Raw genomic sequence first — 23,243 nt, 5'->3', positions numbered from 1 at the left:
ACGACAAAAGCCAATGGAATAATAGCTATAGTCTGCTTATGACTTTTAAAATGACCAGTCGGGTTTACCTTGCTGTCCTGGTTTATGTAGCCTGGGTTGTAGCTTATCTCGGCTACGATTACGGCAAAGAGCGCGACCTCCTCTATCAAAAAATCGATAACTCCCTGGTTACCAGTGCTTTGGCTGTGCCTCTTATACTACCTGATAACATTCATCGTCAGGAAATGCGCAAGGGTGATCTGCCGAGCGATATAGATATCGCCAATACTTACAAGTTATCCGATTATGTCCGCAACACCGATGTCATCTATATCTATAGCCTGATCAGACAAGACTCGAAACTATACTTTACAAGCTCCAGCGCCACCGATGAAGAGATTTCAGCAGGGGAAGATCTATACAACTATTTTGATCCCTATACAGACGCAAATCCCGCTATTACTGATGTATTCGCTACAAAAGAGAAGAAGTTTCTTGAGATCAGCGACCAGTGGGGGAAGTTTCGTAGTGTCTTTATTCCACAAACCAGCGCTGATGGCACCCCTTATATAGCCGCCGCTGATATTGAAATTAGCCATATAGAGCAGATGGTGCGCAACCAGCTTTTAAATGAGTTAGGACTAGCTACAGTTTTTATGTTGTTCCTGATTCCGGTAATGATGACCTTTTCATCAGCACAGCGTCGCTGGGCCAGAGACTTGGAAACAAGAGTTGGAGAGCGCACCCAGGAACTCCATGCTAATGAAAAGCGCCTGAGCTCAATTCTGGAACACTCCCCGGTCGGTATTTTTCACTACGACAAATACTCAGCACTGACCATGGTTAACCATCGTATGGTTGAGATTATTGGCGCCCCAGAGCAGGTGCTGGTAGGTTTTAACATGCTTGATAACCTTGTAAATGCAGATCTGTTACAAGCACTGAATGACTCACTTACCGGTGAGCTTGGCTATTTTGAAGGCCCATATACCTCGGTAACAGGTAAACGGGATATGTATCTGATAGCAGAATTTGTTCCATTGAAGGATAGCAACGGGGAGATAAATGGGGGAGTCGCAGTATTCAACGATGCCACCGAACAGGTCAATGCAAATAACTCCCTGAAAAAGTTATCTATGGCCGTCGAACAAAGCCCTAATGTGGTAGTGATAACCGATGTTGATGGCAATATCGAATATGTAAACACCAAGTTTACGATAACGACCGGCTATATCGCTGATGAAGTACTGGGACAAAACCCCCGTCTTTTCAATTCCGGAGAAACAGCTCCGGAGGTCTATAAAGATCTTTGGCAGACGTTGCTCTCAGGCCAGGAGTGGCGCGGAGTGCTGCATAATAAGAAGAAAAGTGGTGAGTTGTATTGGGCCGAAGAGGTTATCTCACCGATAACCAACGCCCAGGGAGAAATTACGCATTTCATTGCACAGCAAGAAGATATCACCGAAGTACGCAGAATCTCCGATGAGATTAGCTTTCAAATGACCCATGACGCCCTCACCGGATTACTCAATCGCCGGCAATTTGAAAAAGAGCTGGTACGGATCGTGGATCATGCCCGCAAACATCAGTCGCATCACGTACTCTGCTTTATCGATATTGACCAGTTCAAAATCATTAACGATACCTGCGGCCATATGGCGGGGGATGAAATGTTACGTCAGGTCAGTAATCTGGTGCGGGATAAAATACGCAGTCGGGATATTCTGGCCCGACCCGGCGGCGATGAGTTCCTGATTCTGTTTGAGAACTCAAGCCTTGCTCAGGCGGAAAGAGCTATCCAGGTTGTTATCCATCATTTGAACCAGTTCCGGTTCCAGTGGCAGGAGCGAAACTTCCCGGTTGAGATAAGTGCCGGATTGACCGTGATAGACAGAGACACCTCTACAGCCACCGAAGCGATGAAAGAGGTCGATACCGCCTGCTATACCGCCAAGGATGCCGGCCGTAACCGAATTCATATCTATAGCGAAGATGATGAACTGCAGCTAACTCACAAAGGTTATATTCAATGGGCCAATGAGATCCATGCTGCGCTGGATGAAGACCGGTTCTGTCTCTTCGCGCAACAGATAAAGCCCCTGCAGGCGGACCAGAAACCCAGTTATGAAGTTCTGATTCGCCTGACTGATAACCAGAATAACCTGATCCCTCCTGGTGCATTTCTGCCCGCAGCAGAACGCTATAATCTTGCCTCTCAGATAGACCGCTGGGTCATTAGTCACACACTGCAGTGGATGGCAGACAATCTCGGAGGGCTGGATCATATCGACAGTATCTCGATCAACCTGTCCGGTCAGTCGCTGGGGGATGAGGCTCTGCTTGGCTTTATTATCCGCAGTATTGAACATGGCCAGGTGCCTACGGCGATGATCAAATTTGAAATTACCGAAACCGCAGCGATAGCCAACCTGAAAGACGCTCAGATCTTTATACGTATGCTGCAGAACCTGGGCTGTCAGTTTGCGCTGGATGATTTTGGCAGCGGCTTATCCTCCTTTGCTTACCTTAAAAACCTGCCCGTAGATCTGCTAAAAATTGATGGCATGTTTGTACGGGATATTCTGACCGACCCCATCGATGAAGCGATGGTACGCTCCATCAATGAGATCGGCCATATTATGAAAATGAAGACGATTGCCGAGTTTGTCGAAACGGAGGAGATTCAGCAACGTCTGATAGAGCTGGGCGTCGATTACGCCCAGGGCTACGCTATCAGTCATCCAGAGCCTATCGATAACATCCTGCAACCGGTGAAGGCCTGTTAAGCTCTGGCAGGAAACTTCATCACCAGTTCCAGTCCGGCACCGGGCTCACTTCGGGCCTCAAGACTACCACCCAGCAACTGCACAGCACGTAGCGCAATACTCAACCCCAGACCATAGCCATTGTTCTGTTCCGTAAAGCGGGTAAAAGGTTTGAACAGGCTTTCCAACTGCTCAGGTGTTAGCCCCGGACCATTATCTTTTACCCGGATAACGGCATCCCCCCCTTCACTGCCAACGCTCAACGCTACCTGACTCCCCGCGGGTGTGTGTTTAACGGCATTGCCTAAAATATTATTCAACGCACGCTCTAACAATGCAGAATTACCTTTAATAAAGCAGTTTGTTGTATCTACCGTTAACTGATGTTCAGGCGCGCTAAAACGATAATCCTCAACCAGGGTTTCAATAACTTTAGCCGCATCAAACCTTTGATCCGAGGCTTCCATCTGCTCTAACCGGGACAGACTAAGAATTTCATCAATCAGTTTATTGATACGATCGCATTCCAAGTTGATCCGTTCAATATACTCCCAATCCTCCTCTGCCACCCGCTGACCGGCCAAACCAGCCGCCATCTGCAATCTGGCTAGCGGCCCACGCAACTCATGGGACACATCCTGTAGCAGATGCTGGTTGGATTGCAGAGTCTGCTCGACATAATCTGCCATACGATTGAATTCGCGGCTGAGTTCACCAATTTCATCACCCCGCTGATTCAGGCAGCCATCGGTCCGGGCACTCAGATCACCGTTATACAGGTCCCGGGTATGCTGGCGTAAACGATTAATAGGACGAACAATAATCCAGCTGATCAAAAGCGCAGTCAGGGTCGCAACAAACAACATCAGCACAACTTGCACCGAAACAACAAAGCCAATGACTTTAGCCGCAAAAGAGCGACGAAAATCCATTTCTACCACGACCCGGTACATTTTATTATTGAATGATTGAAGCTTCAGCACCCTTGGGCTGCGAAACTTTGTCTCGTCCTGAATACCAAAAATAACCAGACCTTTTTGCAGATCAAAAATCTGCATTTTCAACGGAAATAAATCGCGATCCTTAGAGCGCTTATCCCGATCGTGGCCTCTTCTGCGGTCATCATCCCAGTCATCCCGGTCGTCATCCCAGTCGTCATCGTGGTCATGATTCCAGCGAAACTCCCGCCGAGGTTTTGGTGGCAGCCGTCCGGTACGTTCATATCGATCGACAATTAACTCTGCCTGGCCCAGCACCTTAGCCGTTAAAACCTCCTGATAACGCTCTTTCTCAGACATCGAGCCTACGATAAAGGCCGTTCCTGCTATCACCAGAAAGCTGGTTAGCCAGACGATCAGAAAGATCTTACAGAAAATCCGTTTATACCAGCGAATTGCCATTACTCAGGCCCCATATTTAGCATTATTCCTGCACTAACATATAGCCGGCACCACGCACCGTCTTTATTAACTCAACATCCGGTAATACCGCAGCCAGCTTCTGTCGTACCCGACTCACATGCACATCAATCGCCCGATCATAGGCGGTCAGTTTTCGGTGTAGTACTTTCTCAGTGAGATCGTCTTTACTGACAATATGTCCCACCTGCCTCATCAACTCAGTCAGCACATTAAACTCTGCACTGGTCAGCTCTATGCTATCGCCTTTTACAACGACTTCACGTCTACCGGTATCCAACTCAATACCATGCAGACAAAGCTTTTCTGAAGCACTAACAGGTACCTGCGGTACCGATACCCGACGCAATACTGCGCGAATCCGGGCAACCAGCTCGCGGGGATTACAGGGCTTACCCAGATAATCATCTGCCCCCATCTCTAAACCGATTATCCGGTCAATATCTTCTCCGCGACCGGTCAGCATAATAACCGGTGTAATAATCCTGGGACGAATCTGCTGTAACAGCTCAAGACCACTCTGACCCGGCATCATAATGTCGAAGATCAACAGATCAAAACTGCCATCCTTACCCAGTAACGGCAACGCCTGTTCCGCACTGTGAGCAACGCTGACCTGAAAACCTTCCGTCTCCAGGTATTGTCCCATTAACTGACAGAGTTCCTTATCATCATCGACTAATAACAGTTTTACGGCTTGGCTCATATCTATATTCCTCTGCTGTTAGGGTCAGAATAATGAACCTTGCTGGTGATTACATCTTTCTACAGATCTCTTTACCAAACTTTACACCGCCTTTACCCAACTTAGCAGGGGCCTGACACATACTGTAGCCATCAAAACAGATAGATTTCAGGAGCAAGATCATGAACAAGAAACTAATTATTGGTATTACTGCCGTTGTTATCGGCGCTGGCACTTTAACCGCAGGACTGGTTTCCGCGGGGGATGGTTGGGGCCGTTGTGGCGACCGTGATGAAGGCCGACATCATAACCGCCACTCTCAAATGGGAGAGCATGGCTATAAATCGATGAAGCAGATGCGCTACATTGCTCAGGAACTGGAACTGACCGACGAGCAGAGAGATCAAATGAAAGATCTGATGCGTAATCAACGCAACGCTATGTTCGATCAGAAAGATACTATGCAGGATATGCGGGAAGAGCTACGCGACCTGGATGTATCCGCTGCTGACTATGATCAACAAGTAGCCGCATTAGTTGATAAAGCCCAGGGCAGTGCTGCAGAACTGGTTAAAATGCGTGCTGAACAAAAGAAAGCCATGTTCAACATTCTAACCCCGGAGCAACAAACTGAATTTATGAATATGAAGCGATAACAGCAGAAATAAAGGTAAGAGAGGGCTGAATCAGGCTCCTGGCCGCCCTACCTGATGAGGGGAGTTTTCCCTTCGTCGGCTCATGCCATAATGAACTCACCGTCGCCTTTTTCAGGCTTCTTGCCCCGCCTCCCCCAGGTGGGGCTTTTTTTCGACTTATAGCTGCTGACGCAGGTCCTGCTCCAACTGCCGCGAATAACGTCTTTCCATCTCTACTTCTGTTTTTAACCGCTGAATATCAGGTTTACGGCTATATATCTGATCACGTAGTGACTCAATATCACGAAGTAGCTGATAGCGCTGTTCAGGTTTAGTCTTATCTGCCACCAGCTTTTTCTCTAGCTCTGCGATCCTGTTCTCATCTTCCCGCTGGGACGATTTCTGATCACTTAGCTGTCTTTCAACCTGCTCTTGCTGCTGTAGCTGCCGATAAGCTTCCTGTCCAAGTTCAAAACCGCGCTCAAAATCATAGCTCAACCCACCGCTGCATACTGAATTATAACCCTGACCTGCACGGGCCCGGTTATAACCGTTCTCAGCCGTACAATAACGCTCAGCACCACGATAATGCCCATCAAGATAATCATCCATTAATGGAGAGATACCATAGTCAGCACAGGCTTCCCGGTGCTGCTCTAATCGCTCAGCTGAACGGCCGGCGACACCATCATTAAACCCGATCAACTGCCAGTCCGCAGTTTGACACTCCTCCCGATCCAGCGTGGCACAGCCTGCCAGCCCCAGACTTAACAGTAATATAATAATACGCAAAATAGTTCCCCTTCCCCAACGATACCGGCAGTGTGGCACGTATAAACTTAACCTCAGCCAAATAGAAAGAGGAGGCTAACGCCTCCCCTTTTGCAGATCAACTTTTTATATCAGGAAACCAGTGCATCGACTTTAGCGGCACAGATAAAATCATTTTGCGATAAGCCATCAATTGCATGAGTACTGAAATTTACCAGACAATGGTTGTAGCCTACTTCAAAATCGGGATGATGGTTTTCCCGGTTGGCAATCCAGGCCAGGGCATTTACAAACGCCATGGTCCGATAAAAATTTTTGAATGGGTAATCTTTACTAATCTGCTTACCGTCATCGCTCAGCTGCCAGCCCGGACTAAGTTGCTTTAACAGCGCTTCTGCATCTTCTCTATGTAAAACAGGCGTTTCGCTACTGCACGGGGCGCACTCCTGGGTACCTAATGAGTCGGTTGTTTTCATTTCAAATACTCCGGATAGGCTAATTTCTGCTAAGGAATCCGCTTCCGTCACTATGACTCCTTCTCTTAACCGTTAATATAGACTGTGCTAGCGCGCCACTTTGATATATATTTCTTCGCAACAACAAAAACCAGTTCCCTGCTGACGCTAAGCAAGACAAAGTCGCAGGAATCAGGCCAGTCATTGTCTTATCAGCTTAGCCAGAAGGCACATAAAAACTGATAGATAATTTAAACGATATAAAACCTTAGCAGACCCTCTATGAACCTGGATAAATTAGATTTAGCTATCCTGAAACAACTGCAAACAAACGCGCGCTTATCTAATAACGAGCTGGCAGAGAAAGTAGGGTTGTCCGCGTCACCATGTTGGCGTCGGGTTAAACGACTGGAAGAACAAGGCGTGATTCAGGGCTACGTTGCCCTGCTTAACCCAGAATATACCGGCACGCCGATTCTCGCCTATGCTCATATTTCGCTGACTGACCATCGACCCGAGTCGGTACTGCAGTTCGATCTGTTTGTGAAGGATTGCAATCAGATTCTGGAATGCTGTTCGCTTAGTGGTCAGTATGATTACCTGCTTAAAATTGTCAGCCGCAGCATGAGCGAATACGAACATTTCATCAGTAGCGAACTTCTACATCTGCCGGGTGTACAGTCCGTTAATACCAGTTTTGTGCTGGACCAGAAAAAATATACCACGGCACTACCGCTGACAGACGCGGACTAACGCCAGGGAAAGCATTCTATGCCTGTTTACGATTACCGCTGTGAAACCAGTGGAGAAATATTTGAAGTCCGTCATCCGATGGCGATAAAGCTTTCAACCTGGGCTGATCTCTGTGATGTCGGCGGATTTGCGCCGGGAGAGACTCCACCAAATAGCCCGGTCAGCAGAGTGCTGACTACCGGTGGTGTAGTAAGTAGCAAAGCCCTGAAAAACCAGGCACCACCTTGTATGAGTGGTGGTGGTTGCCCTGGAAGAAAAGAGTGTGGTAACTGAAATGAATTTAACACCCTGCAAGTCACTATTTACAGCGCTTATTACTGTACTGCTGCTTAGCTTTTCTCTCAACACCAGTGCTGGCCCGCTAAAACCCACCATGAAAGAGATGCGCCTGCACTACAAGCAGGCGATAAAGGCAGAGAGTCCGGAGCAATTTAACCGGGAGATACAGCTATTTATTGAAGAGCTGCATACCGCTCAGGCATTTAACTTTTCACCCGAGCGTAAAGATATTTCTCTGGAAGGCTTGAATAAGGTCGAACAGTTTCTAACCGGGCTACCATTGGCGAACACAGCCAACCTATCAAAGCTGCAGCAAGACCTGAAACAAGTTGATCAGCTGCGTGAAGAATATCACGATAAAGCTAAACCGGGGGTTTGGGATCTGCTATTGGATACTCTAAAGCAGATGCTTTAACGCATACTCAAGGCCTGGAACCAATACCAGACAAAGGCAATAGTTTTAGCCAATCTGGCTAAAACTTATATTGAGCGGTTAAACCAAATTGTTGAGGGTAGGTGCCTTTAACATAAGCTCCCTCAAGGGTTTCACCTAAGTACTCTGCAGAGTTAAAGAGATTTTTAACATAGACTGATACGTCTACACCTGAGTTCATATAATCAGGCATCTGTAAGTTCAGATCGATAAAGTGCATGGGATCAAGCTTTTTATAAGTTACCTGCTTGCCATACTCTGTCTTATAAAACAGGGTGCCGACCGGCTTTGGGGTTACCTGAGCTGTGACAAAGAAAAAATCTGTCGGGGTATAGCTATGTTTATAGGTGACATTAAAGAGGCCACGGTAGTTAACATTAAGTTTATAGTTATTAGCCAGTTTAAAAGTGGCGCCCAGATTCAGGGTCAACTCAGGATAATTAAAAAAGCTCTCTTCATCATCAATGAGTGAATTCAGGCTCAGCATCTGAGTAGTATTCCAGTCATTTGGCTCAATGAACTCGTAATAATCTATATCTATCGGCACTGCCCCAAACAGCATTGGCCGCTCTTTAGACTCTGAACGGGTATAATTAATCGAGCTATATAACTCTCCCCATGAGTACTGATGCTGCAGATCAAATTCAACGCCTTTACTGATAATCTCGCTGGGAAAATCATCTATCTGGGTATAGTAAATATTATCCTGATCACCAAGCGGGAAATCGGTAAAAGCCCTGTTTTCATACCAGGTGGCATTAAGGAAATTCTGGCCGCGTATATAGAAGAAATTTAGCTTTGCCTGAGTATTTTGCGTGCTATATGAGAACTGAAGATTCTTCGACCTGACCTCACGCTCATCCTGAAGGTCGAACATGATCATCTCATTAATTGCACTTTGCAGGTAGTCAGGACCGTCAGTCACTTTAAGGAAAGGAAAAAACTCTGATTCAGAGTACAGATATTTAGCCGTTAACTTATCTGTTAGCTCATAACTGACGGAAAATTTCGGTAGATTGTAATACCTTGTCCCTTGTTCATCACGTTTTTCCGTATAACGACCACCTACACTAAAAACAAAGTCTTCAAGGCCCGTATAACTGTTTTCCAGAAAGACTGACTGGCTGTATATGTTGCTACTAAGATTAAGCCCATCCGCCCCGTTAGAAGTATTTTTAATCTGCTGTTGATGACCATAAAGCCCAACTAAAAGTGTATTGGCATCACTCGATAAAGTCGTTATTGCCTCTGCACCTTTAGTTATCACCTGGTAATCAGAGGTGTTCTGGTTGTCACCAAATAAACTGTAGAAATCATGATAATCATTATGGCGGGTGTAAAAAGTACGAAGGTTCGTCGTTATGGCAGAGGTGAAGTCATGATCATAGTTCAGGGCAAATAAATCATCATTCCGATATTGTGTATTCCTTGCGATCTCTTCACCTTGTTTATAGTAGTTTTTTGCCGACCTTAGATTAACACTGAAGTCGTTATAAGATCCCTTCAGGTACAGGTCATAACTACGATCAAAATCAAAATCCCCCATATCATTACTTAGCTCATGGGGTACCGGACCGGATTCAGAGGTATTGAATCCCTCGCCCCAGCTAGCATCACTATCAAAGCTGGTCAGAGAAGCAAACACCGAGCCCTGGTCATAATGTTTGGACATCATCACATTCTCGATGTCACGTTGTTGTAGCGCCTCGTAATCAGCCGAGGCCACCAGATTATAATCATCGTCGCCAAGGTCATCAGCGCCTTTAGTAATAATGTGCACAATACCTAGCGAAGCACTATCGCCCCAAAGCACAGCGGAAGGCCCCTTAATGATCTCTATCTGCTTTACATAAGCTAAATTTGGAAAGGCGTGGTAGTTCGCGAGGTTATTAGCTATCAGGTTGTTATCAATAACCAAAGCATAGCCATCGGTCACTTGTGGCAGACCATGTAAGCCTACTTTTATCTCACCGCCAAAACTGAAAAAGAAAAAGCCCGGCGTATTGCGTAAGACATCATAGAGAGACTTATAACCTTTATCCTGAATGTCTTCGGATGTTACTACTGTAATATTAGCTGCCGCTTTATCTATATCCGTCAGGTATCGAGACGCGGTATATATCCTCACATCACCCAGATCCATCAGACTGAGATTCAATAAAGCCAGATCGTTTACAGCAGCCGCTTTATAGGACTGCAGCAATAGTAAAGCCGTACACAAGGTGAGTGATATACTACGCATTTTATCCCCCAATAAAATACAGATACAGCTCATATGCATTAACTAAAATGCTCGCAATTGCTGTACCAACTAATTCTTCAACTCATCCCTGTTAAATTTTTTTTACAATAGCATCATCCTATATTGAGCCATAAATAGTATTGATCAGCCACAAAAAAGGCCGCCATTGCGACCTTTTGATTATTCGGTTCGTTCAAACATCAGGTCCCAGACCCCATGCCCCAGTCGTTCTCCACGACGTTGAAACTTAGTCACCGGACGCCAATCAGGCTGCGGTGAGAACTGTCCCTCCCCCGCTGAATTGCGGTAACCCGGTGCTGCTGACATCACTTCCATCATATGCTCGGCATAGTTTTCCCAGTCAGTGGCCATGTGGAACTGGCCACCCACTTTCAGTTTCTTGCGCAGAGTCTCGGCAAACGCCAGCTGCACGATACGACGCTTATGGTGCTTTTTCTTATGCCATGGGTCTGGAAAAAACAGTTGCAGGGTGCTGAGGCTGTTATCAGGAATGCACTGGGCCAGAACTTCAATGGCATCATCGCAGAATACCCGGATATTACTCAACCCTTCCTTTTCGACATTGCTCAACAAGCGACCAACGCCCGGACGGTGCACCTCAATGCCGATATAGTTTTTCTCAGGCTGATCTTTCGCCATTTCGATCAACGAATCGCCCATACCAAAACCGATTTCCAATACTACCGGGGCTTCCCGGCCAAACACTTGCGCCAGATCCAGCTGCCCCTGACTCAACTCCAAACCCATTTCAGGCCATACCGATTCCATCGCTTTCTGCTGACCTTCGGTCATACGACCGGCACGCAGGACAAAGCTTCTCACAGTACGCATATACTTCTGTTCAGCAGGCTGTTCCTGATTCTGCTGTTCGGTGTTGTTCTCTTCTGACATCAATCTGACCTGACTCTTCTAATGCTTGCTTCTTATGAAACCTGATTCTGAAAAAAAACAGCCTGATCAATTGATCAGGCTGCAATATAGATATTTCAACTTAGACGGATTATACCAGCGGTTGATATCTTGTGGTGATTATTTAAGCACCGGTTATTTCTGAATACGTATTTTCCAATACTTACCTAGCAACACTTATTTGCCAACACTTACCGACCGACACTTATTTACCGACAATAGTCCCTTCCATCGGCGAAGATGCGCTGGCATACTTTTTCCGGGGCATACGGCCCGCCAGATAAGCTTCACGACCGGCCTCTACCGCTTTACGCATAGCATGAGCCATGAGAATAGGGTTGCGCGCGCCGGCAATTGCAGAGTTCATCAATACGGCCTCACAGCCCATCTCCATCGCTACCGCCGCTTCAGACGCTGTGCCGACACCCGCATCAACCAATACCGGCACTTTACAATCTTCCATAATCACATTGATATTATGTGGATTGAGGATACCCAGGCCGGAACCGATCATAGAGCCCAGCGGCATAATGGAAACACAGCCAATAGCTTCCAGCTCTTTAGCCACAATCGGATCATCACTGGTATAAACCATCACCTTAAAACCATCACGCACCAGTTCGTCAGCCGCTTTAATAGTTTCAACCACATTTGGGTACAGTGTTTTCTCATCGCCCAGTACTTCTAATTTAACCAGGTCGTGACCGTCCATCAGTTCCCGCGCCAGCTTACAGGTACGCACCGCATCAACCGCATTAAAACAGCCCGCTGTGTTTGGCAGGATAGTGTACTTATCCGGTGAAATAACATCCAACAGGTTTGGCTCATCCGGGTTTTGACCAATATTGGTCCGGCGAACAGCAACAGTAACAATTTCCGCACCACTGGCTTCAATCGCCAAACGGGTTTCTTCAAGATCCCGGTATTTACCAGTACCGATAAGTAAACGGGACTGAAAACTTCTACCGGCAATAATCAATGGATCGTTATGTTGCTCTGACATTCTCTTCTACCTAATCAAATTCTGTTTTTATTCAAAAGCCGTTGTCACTTCTGGTCGCTCAACCGCCGCCGATCGCGTGCACTACTTCCAACCGGTCACCCGCTTTTAGCAGGGTTTCAGCATGTAGACTACGGGGTACAATTTCCAGGTTGAGTTCAACCGCTACCCGGCGCTCACCCAGATCCATTCTGGCTATCAGCGTTGCTACAGAGGCATCATCCTGAACCTCGATATTGTCACCATTTAGCTGTATCTGCATTGAGATTGATCCACTCTTATTACTTATTTTTTGAAAAAACCAGGTTTATTTAAGCTGGCGAAACGATATCCAGCCTAAACTCAGCCAACCACAGAGGAAAAGTACTCCGCCCAGAGGAGTAACAGCCCCTAACCAATGCTGCCCACTCAGAGCAAGCACATATAAACTGCCACTAAACAGCAGTATACCGGCAAGAAAGAGCCCTGCAGTAAACTGTAAGCTTTTTAAACCGGTCTTCAGCATGGTGACGCCCACCAGCAGCAACGCCAGGGTATGAAACATCTGATACTGAATACCTGTCTGTAACACCTCAAACATTCGCTCACTCAGTAAGCCCTGTAACAGGTGCGCAGCAAAAGCCCCTAAGGCAACACAGACAAAGCCGCTAATTGCAGCGAATAAAAAAATAAAACGGGCTGACATATTTGATTCCGTATTGCCGGGAGCATTATTCTAACAAAGCTATACGATGGCGATAAGCGATACCGCTCCTGCATATTCTATTCACTAACGACAGCGTTTGCTCCCCGAGTAAATACAGAGCTTTGAGTTAAGCTATAAGTAAAAATATACGTAAAAAAAGCCGCGCTCAATTCGAGGGCGGCTTTTTAAATCTGATGAAGATCAGGCTTCCAGCATCGCTGTTTTGATCTTCTTCATAGCGTTCTTTTCCAGCTGACGAATGCGCTCTGCAGACACCTGATATTGTGCTGCCAGTTCATGCAAAGTAGATTTCTCTTCGCCCAACCAGCGCTGCATCAGAATATCCCGGCTGCGCTCATCCAGTAATTCCATCGCCTGACTCAGGCGCTGATTCGAGTCAGCCTCCCAGTTAGAATCTTCCAACTGCTGAGCAGGATCCAGACTATGGTCCTCAAGAAAATAAGCCGGTGACTGATAAGCACGTTCATCATCATCGCCAACCGGGGCATCAAAGGCCATATCAACGCTGCTCATGCGACCTTCCATCTCTCGCACAACATGTTGGTCTACGCCGAGATCTTCAGCCATGGCGGCAACTTCATCGTTAGTCAGCCAACCCAGGTTTTTCTTCTTGCTGCGCAAATTAAAGAACAGCTTACGCTGAGCCTTAGTCGTAGCGACTTTTACGATACGCCAGTTACGCAGAATATATTCATGCATTTCGGCCTTAATCCAGTGCACAGCAAAAGACACCAGACGTACACCAACGCTCGGATCAAAACGTTTAACCGCTTTCATCAGACCGACATTACCTTCCTGAATCAGATCGCCCTGTGGCAGTCCGTATCCGGAGTATGACTTTGCTACATGTACTACAAAACGCATATGCGACATAACCAACTGGCGCGCCGCTTCAAGATCATTTTGGTAATACAGACGTTCCGACAGTGCCCGTTCCTCTTCTATTGTAAGAACAGGAATTGCTGTTACCTGACGCACATAAGCCTCCAGATTCTGACCCGGAGACAATGCTTCAACGACTTGCAGGCTTTTGCCCATTACACAACCTCAATAATATCTCGTTAACCGTGTCTTACATAAGTTACAGCTATGACACGTAGTAGCCAGATAAGTTCCGACTATGATAATTCCCTTTTTTAACCCGCTACTCCCTTATTAAGTTTAGCGGACCGGTAAAGATAGCGGCTAGATTAGCAGATGACAAGTACTGAAACCCAGTGGCTTTACCAAAATTTACATTTACCAACCTTACCTACAGTTGATTAACAGAACCTTAGCCAACGCTTAAGTTAGTGTTAGCGGGGCTGTATCTGCCGCAAATGCCTACCCACAGCCAGCCAGGCACCCAACAGACCTAGTAGTATGCTAATCAGCAATAACACTATTGATTCAATGAATCCCAGACCGGAAAGCTCAAACTGACTATTATATAGCTGCATCAGCTTTTGCACCGGATTGCTCAGTAGTAGCAAGCTTATCTGAATCAATAACCAGGCCAGAATGCCGCCAGCAATACCGAACCAGATGCCATCGTAGAGAAAAGGTCTGCGCACATAGGCATCTGTCGCGCCGACAAGCTTAGCGATAATAATCTCATCACGGCGACTCTCTATCGCCAGGCGAATAGTATTTCCCACCACCAGTAACACAGCCATGACAAACAGCGCCGCCAACACCCATACTGCCCGTTCCGCTAATACGATAAAGGCAGCAAGACGCTGAACCCATTCCATATCAACAATCGCTTCATCCACCTGAGGCAATTCCTGCAAGCGTGACTGAAGCAGAGGAATAGACACAACAGACAGGTCCCGGGGAATAACCATAATCACAGCTGGCAGCGGGTTCTGATCAAGAAAATCAAACACTTCACCAAAACCGGACTGCGCTTTAAATTCAATCCGGCCCTGTTCCGCAGTAATCAGTTCGGTAGCCGCTACATCATCCCGTAGCAAGAGCTCCCGACTGAGCTGTTCAGCGGCGGTTTCATTAACCGACAGATCCAGATAGAGCGCCACCCGGGGATCACTATCCAGTCCCTGGCTCAATTGCTGAAGGTTCATTAAACCGGTATAGAGTGCGCCGGGTAACGCCAGAGATATAGCCAGCACAGCCAACGTCATAAAGGTTGTCAGAGGCGAACTCAATAAAGAGAAAAAAGAGAACCGCGCAACTTCCTGATGATGACGCAGATAACTACGCCCCTGGTCGGAGATATTCAGGCGAAACTGCTCAGCCCCCCGGTGTAGCTTGGCTTGCCGCTTCGGATGAGGCTCAACTCGTACAGCCCCTTTTTGACGCTGATTATTGTCCATCACTGATCAGCCTGCCCCGTTGCAGTGTAATAACCCGATGTGGCATCCGGGCGATAAGGCCAAGATCATGACTGGCAATCAGTACCGTGGTACCTACCTGATTAAACTGTTGGAACAGCCGCATAATCTCTTCAGACAATTTAGGGTCCAGGTTACCGGTTGGCTCATCGGCCAAAAGTAACTGAGGTTTATGCACAATCGCACGGGCAATGCCTACCCGCTGCTGTTCACCCCCGGAAAGCACCACTGGGTTAAGCTTTTCTTTACTTAGCAGGCCTACTTTATCCAGCGCTGCCCGGGCACGTCGGGCAGCATCAGTAGGATCAAAGCCACAGATACGTAGGGGTAATGCGATATTTTCGAATACAGAGCGATCAAATAGTAGCTGATGATTTTGAAAAACCACGCCGATACGGCGACGATGATAGGGTATCTGGTTATTGGCGAGCGTAGCCAGATCCTGATCTCCCACTAAGACCCGGCCGTTTGAAGGCCGCTCCATCAGCATAATCAGTTTTAAAAGCGTACTTTTCCCCGCCCCGGAATGTCCGGTCAGGAACGCCATCTCACCCTGTCCCAGGCTAAAATCGACCTGACTCAGCGCATCGTAACCGTTGGGATAGCGTTTAGTTACATTGTCAAAACTGATCACAGAGCCTTAACCTCAGTCAAACAGCGCGGAGACAAATTCCTTCGCTTTAAAGGGGCGCAGATCATCTATCTGCTCACCCACACCGATATAACGAATCGGCAGCTCCAGCTGCTTCGCTATGGCAAAGATAATACCGCCTTTTGCCGTACCGTCCAGCTTGGTTAAACTCAAACCGGTGACTCCAACCGCTTCTTTAAAGAGTTTCGCCTGACTCATGGCGTTCTGACCGGTACCAGCGTCCAGTACCAGCATCACTTCGTGGGGCGCTTCCGGGTCCAGCTTCTTCATCACCCGGACAACTTTTTCCAGTTCTTGCATCAGGTTTTCTTTGTTCTGAAGCCGGCCAGCGGTATCGGCAATCACGACATCGACATTCTTAGCCTGCGCAGATTGTAGCGCATCGTAAAGTACTGAGGCAGAATCCGCACCGGTGTGTTGAGCGACTACTGGCACATCATTTCGTTCACCCCAAACCTGAAGCTGTTCGACCGCAGCCGCGCGGAAAGTATCTCCGGCAGCCAGCATTACTGATTTGCCTTCGGCCTGATATTTCTTCGCCAGCTTACCGATGGTCGTAGTTTTACCTACACCATTCACACCCACCATCAATAAGACAAAAGGCCCTTTGCTGGCATTCAGATCCAGTGGTTCCTCTGCATCATCCAGCAGTGCCGCCAATTCCTCTTTTAGCGCAGCGTAGAGTGCATCAGCATCGGCTAACTGCTTACGGCTTACCCGGTCCGTCAGTTTACCGATAATTTCTGTGGTGGCTTCAACACCAACATCCGCCATGATCAGATGTGTTTCAATCTCTTCCAGCAGGTCATCATCAATCTCTTTTGCGCCCAGAAACAGCGCCCCCAAGCCCTCAGTCAGGTTCGCCTTAGTTCGGCTCAGTCCTGATTTAATCCGGCCAAAGAAACTCTTTTTTTCCGACTCTGGCGGTTTAACATCTTCCTGTACGCTTTCTTCAGTAACAGGTTCTTCTACGACGAGCTCTTCAACTTCAGTCTCAGGAGTCGTTTCAACCAAAGCCTCTTCAACCGGGACCTCTTCAGTCGCAGTCTGTTCAGCAGGGGCCTCGTCTAACGGTTCTTCAGCTACAGGGGCTGTCGGAGATGCGTCGTCTGACTGTTCAGAGTCCGATGAAGACTCCTGAGTCAATTCTTGAGTCAGCTCTTGCTCAACCTCCTGAGCCGGCTCTTGTAATGGCTCAGCTTGTGGCGTCGATTGCTGTTCTGATAGGGTCTCTTCGGCATTGTTATCCAGTGCCGGTGTTTGTTCTTCCTGAGCAGGTTTCTGATCAGAATTAAATAAGGATTTCAGCTTCTTAAACATGCTTAATTACTATCCGCTGTCAGGCTCTAAGATACAAAAAAACAGGGTAATCCCTGTTCCAACTGTTAGTCGTCCTGTATGTTTCATTTAGGCGGATTATCTTACCATAGGAAAGTCCGGCAGGGGCAGTAAGATAATGACCAGGAACAACAGATGTCCGAAAGCCACAAACCACTATTTAATCGTACCTATCTGAAAGCAATTATCTGGATAGTTGCCATCGCTATTATTTTGCTAACCACCAGTCAAAATAGCAGCATTGACTTTATCAGCATCAAAAAGCACGACTCTGCGCCGGTTTACTACGTAGATAGTGCTGATGCCCCCTACCTGCAGATAAACCTGCTCTACCGAACCGGGCCAGCCATTAGTGAGCAACAACAACTGCTACAGCAGTTGTTAGGCCTCAGGATCAATGATGCGCTTGCACAAATAACTCAAAGGCCTGATTTTACTGAGCTCAAAGCCCGTTTTAAGGCTGAGACTGAAGCAGATCGCATTAATGTCAGGGTAGTCATCGCTAACGATTACAGCGAACAAACTCAACAGATCAGTACAATGATAAAAGCCTTACAGCAAGATCTGAGTGAGGCACTAATCTATAACAGCCTTGAAAAAAGCTGGAACCGGTTGGAAGCAAAGCAATACTTAAACCAGAAAGATCCAGAAAACCTGTTGCTCAGCACTTTCCTTAATCAGCTAAACCCTGACCCCAGTGTTCACCCACTACAGCGCTTCGATGATCTTTATCGCGCCCGCATCAACCCTACAACTCTGACGATTACGGTTCAGGGACCTGAAAGCCGGGCATTAGCACAGTTACTTGGGCAAGCTCTGCCGAATTACAGCAGCAATGATGATTTCAGCCGCCCACCGGGTACGCCGAACCAACTTTCATTAGCGCCGCAAGGTAACAGCACCTATATGCTGGCTGGACTAGAACTTCCAGGACGCCAACAAGCCAACTTCCTTAATGAGCTGCTGGCGGTTCGAACCCTGCAACAACTATTACAAAGCCAGGAAGCTAAGTTTCGTCTGATTTGGAAATCGCTGGACAAACAAGGTTATATCGCTATGATCCTGCACGGCCCGCAGATAACCGCCAATACTGATCTGTACAACCTGTTGCAGCCATTAAAAGCACAACTATCAGACCAGCTGATTGATAAAACCCGCGCTCAATTGCAAGACAAATTCAATAATCAGATGGCACAGACGCAGGCACAACTCGGTCAGCTGGAAAACATCGCTTTCTACCAGCTCCCCGTGGATTATCTGGATCAGTTTTCCGAACGGCTGGAGCGGGTTGATAACCAGCAGGTTAAACAATTAATAAATCGCTACCTGGATAGCTCTCAGCAATATCAGCTGATACTACCCGCCTACTAAGCAAAACGGTTAAGGAAAATGCATGGCCAGACGACGTCCGCAACGTTCACCTCAGAAAGTAGGTGCGGGTAAGCAACAACTTCGCATTATCGGTGGCGAATGGCGTGGCAGGAAGCTGAACTTTCCTGAATCCGAAGGTTTACGGCCCACGCCTGACCGGGTGCGGGAAACGCTGTTTAACTGGCTGGCAAGCTATGTTCCCGGTGGTCGCTGTCTCGACCTGTTTACCGGCAGCGGCGCATTAGCCTTTGAAGCTCTGTCCCGGGGCGCCATTCATGCCACCATGATAGACAATGCTCCTGCGGTTATTCATCAGCTACGGCAGAATATTCAGGACCTGAAAACGCAACATGCCGAACTGATTACAGGCTCAGCTCTGGAGTGGCTGGAAAGCCGTAGCAACGATTTAGAAAGCCAGTACGATGTGGTGTTTTTAGATCCCCCCTTTCATAAAGGCCTGGCCCAGCTCTGCTGTCAGCTTCTTGAGCAGAAGAATCTGTTATCGGATCATGCAATGATCTATCTGGAGACCGAGCAAGAACTAACCGATCCGCAGGTACCTGAAAACTGGCAGCTCTATCGTGAAAAGCACGCCGGTCAGGTGACCTACCGGCTTTACGAGCGCAATGCATAGTAGAATCGACTTAACAAAAAACGCGCTTCCGGCGCGTTTTTTTAAACCTGAAAAACCAGCTATTTTGCGGGTAATGCATCGTCCACATAGTAACGGGTTTTCATACCTTCTAACTGTTTAAGTGTTACTCCATCCTGCATCCTGAACTCAAGATCAAATCGCTGCCCTGGTCTCAAACTACCTTTAAGATGCGACACATAACGATGTAGTTTGCCTTTACTATCCTGAGCCATCATTCCCATCACCACATTGTTCAATGGGATATTTCCACGCCACCGCCAGCGGGTAACCCAGCTGGTATCGGTTTTTCGGGTCTGCTTTTCTAACTGCATATGTTGCTCTACTGCTTTCACAAACTGAGCCTGCTGAGACTGCCTTGAAGCCTCCTGCTTTGCCTGTTGATGATCAACATAGGCACCCAGTGCAGTACTCAACACCGCAGCAACACCCCCTCCTTCTCCCGCAGTCTCTTTATGCCGGTTATCGCTCTTTTGCCACAAACTATTGTTATCCAACAACGTCGCAGCCTGAGGATTAATCCGTCCCGGCTGATAATACTGCTTAACCCGGCCGGCCAGTATTTTCGTTTCTGAGGCACGCTCGGCGTTAACCGGGTGATCATGGGCGAACAAGCTACGGGCATTACCCTGCTGCTGGTACTGACGCTGCCAGATCCTGCTTGAAGCATAAGGATCAAACCCCGACAGCGCACTATAGAGAATACCGATACGATCCGCTTCTCGCTCAAGCTCATGGGTAAATGCCGCCTGATACCCTTTTTGCCGGGCCGCTTTTGAAGCGAGTAAACTCAGCTGTTGCTGGGTCTGACGTTCACCCACATGGTTTGCAACGGTATGCGCTATCTCATGACCGACAACAGCGGCGACTTCATCATCGTTCAACTGCTGCATAAGCCCCAGATGCACCACAATATAAGTACCACCGGTGGTAAACGCATTAAAGGAATCCCGATCTATTAATATCGGTTGCCACCGCTCCCGACTCAGGTGACTCACCCGGTGTACCCGATCGAAGATACGAACTAAACGCTGATACTGCTTACGATCCAACGCCGAATCTAATTTACGACCCTGTTTTTTTTCATCGGCTACAATTTTTTCAACCGCAGCATTACCCTGACGGATCTGCGCACTACGATCTGCGGCACTCAGAGTACGTTGCCCTGTCACCCGATCTGTTTCACTAATCGACTCCGCCGCATTATAGAGACCTTTATCGATGTTCTGCAGCGTCTGGCAACCGCTCAGAAACACTGTTCCCAGCGCCAGCAGTAATGTTGTAACTATTTGTTTTCCGGTCATCTGCGGCCCGCTCCGATACATATTATTCTTAAATGTAATTAAAAAAATATTTCTTATAACTAAAATATAATAATTCATTCCATTATTGTATTTGTGATAGCCTTGCATTTCAGCTAATATCGCGCACTTGCGGATTTGCTAATATTCATTCAAGCACAATCATAGTGAACTCATAATGAACATTGCAGTATACCCGGGTACTTTCGACCCAATTACCAATGGGCACTCAGACCTTGTTGAACGTGCATCAAAGCTGTTTGATAAAGTCGTAGTCGCTATCGCCGCCAGCCCAAAAAAGGCACCGCTTTTCGAAATAGAACAGCGTGTTGCGTTAGTAAAGGCTGTCACGGCTCATCTGGATAATGTTGAAGTAGTTGGTTTCGACTGCCTGCTGGCAACGCTGATTGAACAGCAGAATGCCAATATCATTCTTCGGGGGTTACGGGCTGTATCCGACTTCGAATATGAGTTCCAGCTTGCCAACATGAATCGCAAACTGGCGCCAACAGCAGAGAGTATTTTCCTCACACCAGCGGAAGATCTGTCTTTTATTTCATCGACCCTGATTCGCGAGATCGCAAGCCTGGGTGGTGATGTTGAACAATTTGTACATCCTGAAGTGCATCAGGCACTGAAGGATCGTTTCGCACGCTAATAATATTAGCAATTACGAGCTAGTGAGGTAGCCACAATGGCATTAATTATCACAGATGAATGCATTAACTGTGACGTGTGTGAGCCGGAATGCCCAAACGAGGCGATCACTCCGGGAGATGAGATCTATGAGATCGATCCAGCTAAATGTACTGAGTGTGTAGGTCATTACGACACGCCACAGTGTGTTGAAGTCTGTCCGGTAGATTGCATCCCTAAGGATCCGGATCACGTTGAAACTGAAGATCAGCTGATGGATAAATACCACAAGCTGACCGGTTAATACGATTTCAGAACTAAAAAAGCAGGCTAAAGCCTGCTTTTTTATTGCCTGTTCTATCGTTTCGCAGCGACCTGCTTCAATCAATAACGCTATTCACCATAAGCGGCTTATATAGTTAGCTCCAGACTAGCTAAAGGGTAGCGTTGTTCAAGTAAACGACCGATCGCCGTCCCCCCCACAGCTAAATGATACGCATACTGCATATGCAAACAGCGCACTTTATCCCAGTGCCGAATACCGCCAATGCCATAACTATTAAACAGCTCGGTAAAGCCCAGCTCTTCAATTCTTAGCCGATCACTCTCAGCCATCTCCTGCCAGCGAAGATCAACATAACGCTGCTGATCAGCCAGGTGAGCCTGACGCAATTCATCATCCTCAGCCATTTGTTGCTCGATCCGCTTCACTTCACCACCGGTCTCTATCTCGGCGATCGCCTGATACAGATCCTTTGAGCTGAGCCAGTACAAGGTCGGAAACGGCTGATCATCGACCAGAGATCGCATCTGCAGTACAGCAGGTACGCCCTGTTTACTCTGCCAGGCGATATCCACAAGGCCTCGGGGCTTACGTCCCAGCTGACGTTCAATTATTTGCATTTGTAGTTCAGTAATCGGCATCTCAGTTCCTGTCGATATATTCAGCCAGTGTCACAACTTCTTCCCCTTCCACCGGCACCCGGGCCGGCATGATCAGAGCGCAGTTATCAAAAGGTGCAGCGATCAACTCCTGATCATCTGTAGCGATCAGCTCACCCCGGCTAAAACGCTCAAAACCACTAACCGGTTCTGCAAAGCGGAATCGCTCAGTCTGCGCCTGAAGCACCCGGTCAATACGATAATGTCCGGCGCTTTTATCGGGTGCATAACCCCAGTCAGGGATCTCAACATCAGCATCCAGCATGCCATGCAGCGCAATGAAGTGCAGTGCGGTAGCCAGTGCCTGGGCACTGGTAGCTGCAGCAAAGTGCTGACCACACTCAGCCACTAGCGAAACACCGGCATCACTGTGCCGCTCATGCTCAGAAATCAGCATCCCGGTATGATAGCTGCCCAGATCATAAAGCAGATGAGGGAATGGATACTGCATACTATCGGCAAATTCCCGGTTACGAAGGTTATCCGGGTAGATCAGCATCGGCGCGACTGCATAAGTTGTTGAATGTAGATCCAACAGGCTGTCTGCATTCTCGATATAAGGTAATAGTTCAACCGCCCGATGACTTTCCCGACTATCAGGCCTTAGCAGACTCTCTGTCTGCCAGAGACGATTCATATCTTCGTCCAGACAACGGCTGGCAAAAGGCCGCTGCGGGTCAAAGGTCTGGTAGGCTGCAACATTGGCAAAGATCAGTGTCAGGGCACCCTTTACCGGCATAACACCATGTTCCAACAGCCAGATCAGCGTATTTGCACCACAGATTTCGTTACCGTGGGTCAGTGCCTGAATCACCAGTTCCGGGCCGGGCACCCCGGAATCAAGCCGGTGCACATATTCAGTCGAGCAATTACCCTGCCGCCAAGCGCTGATATCCTGGGGTAACAGCTCTAAAGGCGCATCAGATTCAGAGATAGAAAAACGACAGGGAGGCACAGACATAGAAAG

25 protein-coding genes are annotated in these 23,243 nt (G+C 47.6%); 9 read left to right on the top strand and 16 right to left on the bottom strand.

The features are described 5' to 3' along the window. Window positions 1-38: 38 nt before the first annotated feature. Entirely contained in the window at window positions 39-2,765 is a 2,727-nt protein-coding gene (locus tag EHS89_RS12435) for an EAL domain-containing protein (protein ID WP_229753575.1), read from the top strand. Here the strand turns inward: EHS89_RS12435 and EHS89_RS12430 are convergent. Both EHS89_RS12430 and EHS89_RS12425 read right to left on the bottom strand, forming a co-directional pair. Then, on the bottom strand, window positions 2,762-4,144 hold the full coding sequence (locus EHS89_RS12430; RefSeq protein ID WP_124926474.1) for a sensor histidine kinase: 1,383 nt from the start codon (window positions 4,142-4,144) through the stop codon (window positions 2,762-2,764). The two genes, EHS89_RS12435 and EHS89_RS12430, sit on opposite strands and share 4 nt — an antisense overlap. A gap of 22 nt (window positions 4,145-4,166) precedes the next feature. Next, window positions 4,167-4,868, bottom strand: coding sequence for a response regulator transcription factor (locus tag EHS89_RS12425; RefSeq protein WP_124926473.1), 702 nt, complete (start codon window positions 4,866-4,868; stop codon window positions 4,167-4,169). 161 nt (window positions 4,869-5,029) lie between these two features. Between EHS89_RS12425 and EHS89_RS12420 the strand changes: the two genes are divergently transcribed. Beyond that, window positions 5,030-5,503 (top strand): Spy/CpxP family protein refolding chaperone, encoded by a 474-nt coding sequence (locus EHS89_RS12420; RefSeq protein WP_124926472.1) that lies wholly within the window; start codon window positions 5,030-5,032, stop codon window positions 5,501-5,503. Between the two features lie 156 nt (window positions 5,504-5,659). Here the strand turns inward: EHS89_RS12420 and EHS89_RS12415 are convergent, their stop codons facing one another. Together EHS89_RS12415 and EHS89_RS12410 are read right to left on the bottom strand one after the other, a co-directional pair. Continuing rightward, complete coding sequence (locus tag EHS89_RS12415; protein ID WP_170167494.1) at window positions 5,660-6,274, bottom strand: DUF2799 domain-containing protein; 615 nt, start codon at window positions 6,272-6,274, stop codon at window positions 5,660-5,662. A 110-nt stretch (window positions 6,275-6,384) separates the two neighbouring features. Then, window positions 6,385-6,729 carry a 4a-hydroxytetrahydrobiopterin dehydratase gene (locus EHS89_RS12410; protein WP_124926470.1) on the bottom strand — a complete coding sequence of 115 codons (345 nt, stop codon included), beginning with the start codon at window positions 6,727-6,729 and terminating at the stop codon, window positions 6,385-6,387. Window positions 6,730-6,990: 261 nt separating this feature from the next. Here EHS89_RS12410 and EHS89_RS12405 point away from each other — a divergent pair, with 261 nt between their 5' ends. Genes EHS89_RS12405 through EHS89_RS12395 form a run of 3 tightly spaced genes read left to right on the top strand, consistent with a single transcriptional unit; the run spans window position 6,991 to window position 8,155 of the window. Next, window positions 6,991-7,461 (top strand): Lrp/AsnC family transcriptional regulator, encoded by a 471-nt coding sequence (locus EHS89_RS12405; RefSeq protein ID WP_124926469.1) that lies wholly within the window; start codon window positions 6,991-6,993, stop codon window positions 7,459-7,461. Between the two features lie 18 nt (window positions 7,462-7,479). Beyond that, window positions 7,480-7,734, top strand: coding sequence for an FmdB family zinc ribbon protein (locus EHS89_RS12400; RefSeq protein WP_124926468.1), 255 nt, complete (start codon window positions 7,480-7,482; stop codon window positions 7,732-7,734). 1 nt (window position 7,735) lies between these two features. Further along, the gene (locus EHS89_RS12395) at window positions 7,736-8,155 is read left to right on the top strand and encodes a cytochrome b562 (RefSeq protein WP_124926467.1); all 420 of its coding nucleotides are present in this window, start codon (window positions 7,736-7,738) and stop codon (window positions 8,153-8,155) included. 58 nt (window positions 8,156-8,213) lie between these two features. Here EHS89_RS12395 and EHS89_RS12390 read toward each other — a convergent pair whose 3' ends face one another. The 9 genes from EHS89_RS12390 to ftsY form a co-directional block, all read right to left on the bottom strand. Beyond that, entirely contained in the window at window positions 8,214-10,415 is a 2,202-nt protein-coding gene (locus EHS89_RS12390) for a TonB-dependent receptor plug domain-containing protein (RefSeq protein ID WP_170167493.1), read from the bottom strand. A 180-nt stretch (window positions 10,416-10,595) separates the two neighbouring features. Continuing rightward, complete coding sequence (gene trmB, locus EHS89_RS12385) at window positions 10,596-11,327, bottom strand: tRNA (guanosine(46)-N7)-methyltransferase TrmB (RefSeq protein ID WP_124926465.1); 732 nt, start codon at window positions 11,325-11,327, stop codon at window positions 10,596-10,598. Window positions 11,328-11,550: 223 nt separating this feature from the next. Continuing rightward, the gene (locus EHS89_RS12380; protein ID WP_124926464.1) at window positions 11,551-12,348 is read right to left on the bottom strand and encodes a thiazole synthase; all 798 of its coding nucleotides are present in this window, start codon (window positions 12,346-12,348) and stop codon (window positions 11,551-11,553) included. Window positions 12,349-12,406: 58 nt separating this feature from the next. Then, window positions 12,407-12,607, bottom strand: a complete 201-nt coding sequence (thiS, locus tag EHS89_RS12375; RefSeq protein WP_124926463.1) for a sulfur carrier protein ThiS — start codon at window positions 12,605-12,607, stop codon at window positions 12,407-12,409. A gap of 45 nt (window positions 12,608-12,652) precedes the next feature. Then, window positions 12,653-13,030 (bottom strand): DUF423 domain-containing protein, encoded by a 378-nt coding sequence (locus tag EHS89_RS12370; protein WP_124926462.1) that lies wholly within the window; start codon window positions 13,028-13,030, stop codon window positions 12,653-12,655. Between the two features lie 201 nt (window positions 13,031-13,231). Beyond that, on the bottom strand, window positions 13,232-14,089 hold the full coding sequence (gene rpoH, locus EHS89_RS12365) for an RNA polymerase sigma factor RpoH (protein WP_124926461.1): 858 nt from the start codon (window positions 14,087-14,089) through the stop codon (window positions 13,232-13,234). 257 nt (window positions 14,090-14,346) lie between these two features. Continuing rightward, window positions 14,347-15,366, bottom strand: coding sequence for a permease-like cell division protein FtsX (gene ftsX / locus EHS89_RS12360; protein WP_124926460.1), 1,020 nt, complete (start codon window positions 15,364-15,366; stop codon window positions 14,347-14,349). After that, a complete protein-coding gene (gene ftsE / locus EHS89_RS12355) occupies window positions 15,356-16,018 on the bottom strand; it encodes a cell division ATP-binding protein FtsE (RefSeq protein ID WP_124926459.1) in 663 nt (220 codons plus the stop codon). The genes ftsX and ftsE overlap by 11 nt, the downstream gene beginning before the upstream one ends. Window positions 16,019-16,030: 12 nt before the next feature. Next, entirely contained in the window at window positions 16,031-17,356 is a 1,326-nt protein-coding gene (gene ftsY, locus EHS89_RS12350; protein ID WP_124926458.1) for a signal recognition particle-docking protein FtsY, read from the bottom strand. A 153-nt stretch (window positions 17,357-17,509) separates the two neighbouring features. Here ftsY and EHS89_RS12345 point away from each other — a divergent pair, with 153 nt between their 5' ends. Together EHS89_RS12345 and rsmD are read left to right on the top strand one after the other, a co-directional pair. After that, a complete protein-coding gene (locus tag EHS89_RS12345) occupies window positions 17,510-18,745 on the top strand; it encodes a hypothetical protein (RefSeq protein WP_124926457.1) in 1,236 nt (411 codons plus the stop codon). Between the two features lie 22 nt (window positions 18,746-18,767). Then, window positions 18,768-19,379 carry a 16S rRNA (guanine(966)-N(2))-methyltransferase RsmD gene (gene rsmD, locus EHS89_RS12340; protein WP_124926456.1) on the top strand — a complete coding sequence of 204 codons (612 nt, stop codon included), beginning with the start codon at window positions 18,768-18,770 and terminating at the stop codon, window positions 19,377-19,379. 59 nt (window positions 19,380-19,438) lie between these two features. Here rsmD and EHS89_RS12335 read toward each other — a convergent pair whose 3' ends face one another. Continuing rightward, the gene (locus EHS89_RS12335; protein ID WP_124926455.1) at window positions 19,439-20,701 is read right to left on the bottom strand and encodes a M48 family metallopeptidase; all 1,263 of its coding nucleotides are present in this window, start codon (window positions 20,699-20,701) and stop codon (window positions 19,439-19,441) included. A 175-nt stretch (window positions 20,702-20,876) separates the two neighbouring features. Here EHS89_RS12335 and coaD point away from each other — a divergent pair, with 175 nt between their 5' ends. Together coaD and EHS89_RS12325 are read left to right on the top strand one after the other, a co-directional pair. Then, complete coding sequence (gene coaD, locus EHS89_RS12330; RefSeq protein ID WP_124926454.1) at window positions 20,877-21,356, top strand: pantetheine-phosphate adenylyltransferase; 480 nt, start codon at window positions 20,877-20,879, stop codon at window positions 21,354-21,356. A 36-nt stretch (window positions 21,357-21,392) separates the two neighbouring features. Continuing rightward, a complete protein-coding gene (locus tag EHS89_RS12325) occupies window positions 21,393-21,638 on the top strand; it encodes a YfhL family 4Fe-4S dicluster ferredoxin (protein WP_124926453.1) in 246 nt (81 codons plus the stop codon). Window positions 21,639-21,745: 107 nt separating this feature from the next. On the opposite strand, the gene EHS89_RS12320 is transcribed toward EHS89_RS12325, so the two are convergent. Further along, complete coding sequence (locus tag EHS89_RS12320; RefSeq protein ID WP_124926452.1) at window positions 21,746-22,258, bottom strand: DUF501 domain-containing protein; 513 nt, start codon at window positions 22,256-22,258, stop codon at window positions 21,746-21,748. 1 nt (window position 22,259) lies between these two features. Continuing rightward, a complete protein-coding gene (locus tag EHS89_RS12315; protein WP_124926451.1) occupies window positions 22,260-23,237 on the bottom strand; it encodes a M14 family metallopeptidase in 978 nt (325 codons plus the stop codon). Window positions 23,238-23,243 lie beyond the last annotated feature (6 nt).

This window comes from Amphritea balenae, from assembly GCF_003858655.1.
GTDB classification, from domain to species: Bacteria; Pseudomonadota; Gammaproteobacteria; order Pseudomonadales; family Balneatricaceae; genus Amphritea; species Amphritea balenae.
The sequence above is the reverse complement of the archived record's forward strand: the minus strand, read 5'-3'. Positions and strand labels throughout refer to the sequence as shown.

Excerpts from the sequence above, each read along its gene's own strand:
- EHS89_RS12435 (WP_229753575.1), top strand. The coding sequence starts at position 39 with ATGACTTTTAAAATGACCAGTCGGGTTTACCTTGCTGTCCTGGTTTAT.
- EHS89_RS12430 (WP_124926474.1), bottom strand. The coding sequence starts at position 4,144 with ATGGCAATTCGCTGGTATAAACGGATTTTCTGTAAGATCTTTCTGATC.
- EHS89_RS12425 (WP_124926473.1), bottom strand. The coding sequence starts at position 4,868 with ATGAGCCAAGCCGTAAAACTGTTATTAGTCGATGATGATAAGGAACTC.
- EHS89_RS12420 (WP_124926472.1), top strand. The coding sequence starts at position 5,030 with ATGAACAAGAAACTAATTATTGGTATTACTGCCGTTGTTATCGGCGCT.
- EHS89_RS12410 (WP_124926470.1), bottom strand. The coding sequence starts at position 6,729 with ATGAAAACAACCGACTCATTAGGTACCCAGGAGTGCGCCCCGTGCAGT.
- EHS89_RS12405 (WP_124926469.1), top strand. The coding sequence starts at position 6,991 with ATGAACCTGGATAAATTAGATTTAGCTATCCTGAAACAACTGCAAACA.
- EHS89_RS12400 (WP_124926468.1), top strand. The coding sequence starts at position 7,480 with ATGCCTGTTTACGATTACCGCTGTGAAACCAGTGGAGAAATATTTGAA.
- EHS89_RS12395 (WP_124926467.1), top strand. The coding sequence starts at position 7,736 with ATGAATTTAACACCCTGCAAGTCACTATTTACAGCGCTTATTACTGTA.
- EHS89_RS12390 (WP_170167493.1), bottom strand. The coding sequence starts at position 10,415 with ATGCGTAGTATATCACTCACCTTGTGTACGGCTTTACTATTGCTGCAG.
- trmB (WP_124926465.1), bottom strand. The coding sequence starts at position 11,327 with ATGTCAGAAGAGAACAACACCGAACAGCAGAATCAGGAACAGCCTGCT.
- EHS89_RS12380 (WP_124926464.1), bottom strand. The coding sequence starts at position 12,348 with ATGTCAGAGCAACATAACGATCCATTGATTATTGCCGGTAGAAGTTTT.
- thiS (WP_124926463.1), bottom strand. The coding sequence starts at position 12,607 with ATGCAGATACAGCTAAATGGTGACAATATCGAGGTTCAGGATGATGCC.
- EHS89_RS12370 (WP_124926462.1), bottom strand. The coding sequence starts at position 13,030 with ATGTCAGCCCGTTTTATTTTTTTATTCGCTGCAATTAGCGGCTTTGTC.
- rpoH (WP_124926461.1), bottom strand. The coding sequence starts at position 14,089 with ATGGGCAAAAGCCTGCAAGTCGTTGAAGCATTGTCTCCGGGTCAGAAT.
- ftsX (WP_124926460.1), bottom strand. The coding sequence starts at position 15,366 with ATGGACAATAATCAGCGTCAAAAAGGGGCTGTACGAGTTGAGCCTCAT.
- ftsY (WP_124926458.1), bottom strand. The coding sequence starts at position 17,356 with ATGTTTAAGAAGCTGAAATCCTTATTTAATTCTGATCAGAAACCTGCT.
- EHS89_RS12345 (WP_124926457.1), top strand. The coding sequence starts at position 17,510 with ATGTCCGAAAGCCACAAACCACTATTTAATCGTACCTATCTGAAAGCA.
- rsmD (WP_124926456.1), top strand. The coding sequence starts at position 18,768 with ATGGCCAGACGACGTCCGCAACGTTCACCTCAGAAAGTAGGTGCGGGT.
- EHS89_RS12335 (WP_124926455.1), bottom strand. The coding sequence starts at position 20,701 with ATGACCGGAAAACAAATAGTTACAACATTACTGCTGGCGCTGGGAACA.
- coaD (WP_124926454.1), top strand. The coding sequence starts at position 20,877 with ATGAACATTGCAGTATACCCGGGTACTTTCGACCCAATTACCAATGGG.
- EHS89_RS12325 (WP_124926453.1), top strand. The coding sequence starts at position 21,393 with ATGGCATTAATTATCACAGATGAATGCATTAACTGTGACGTGTGTGAG.
- EHS89_RS12320 (WP_124926452.1), bottom strand. The coding sequence starts at position 22,258 with ATGCCGATTACTGAACTACAAATGCAAATAATTGAACGTCAGCTGGGA.
- EHS89_RS12315 (WP_124926451.1), bottom strand. The coding sequence starts at position 23,237 with ATGTCTGTGCCTCCCTGTCGTTTTTCTATCTCTGAATCTGATGCGCCT.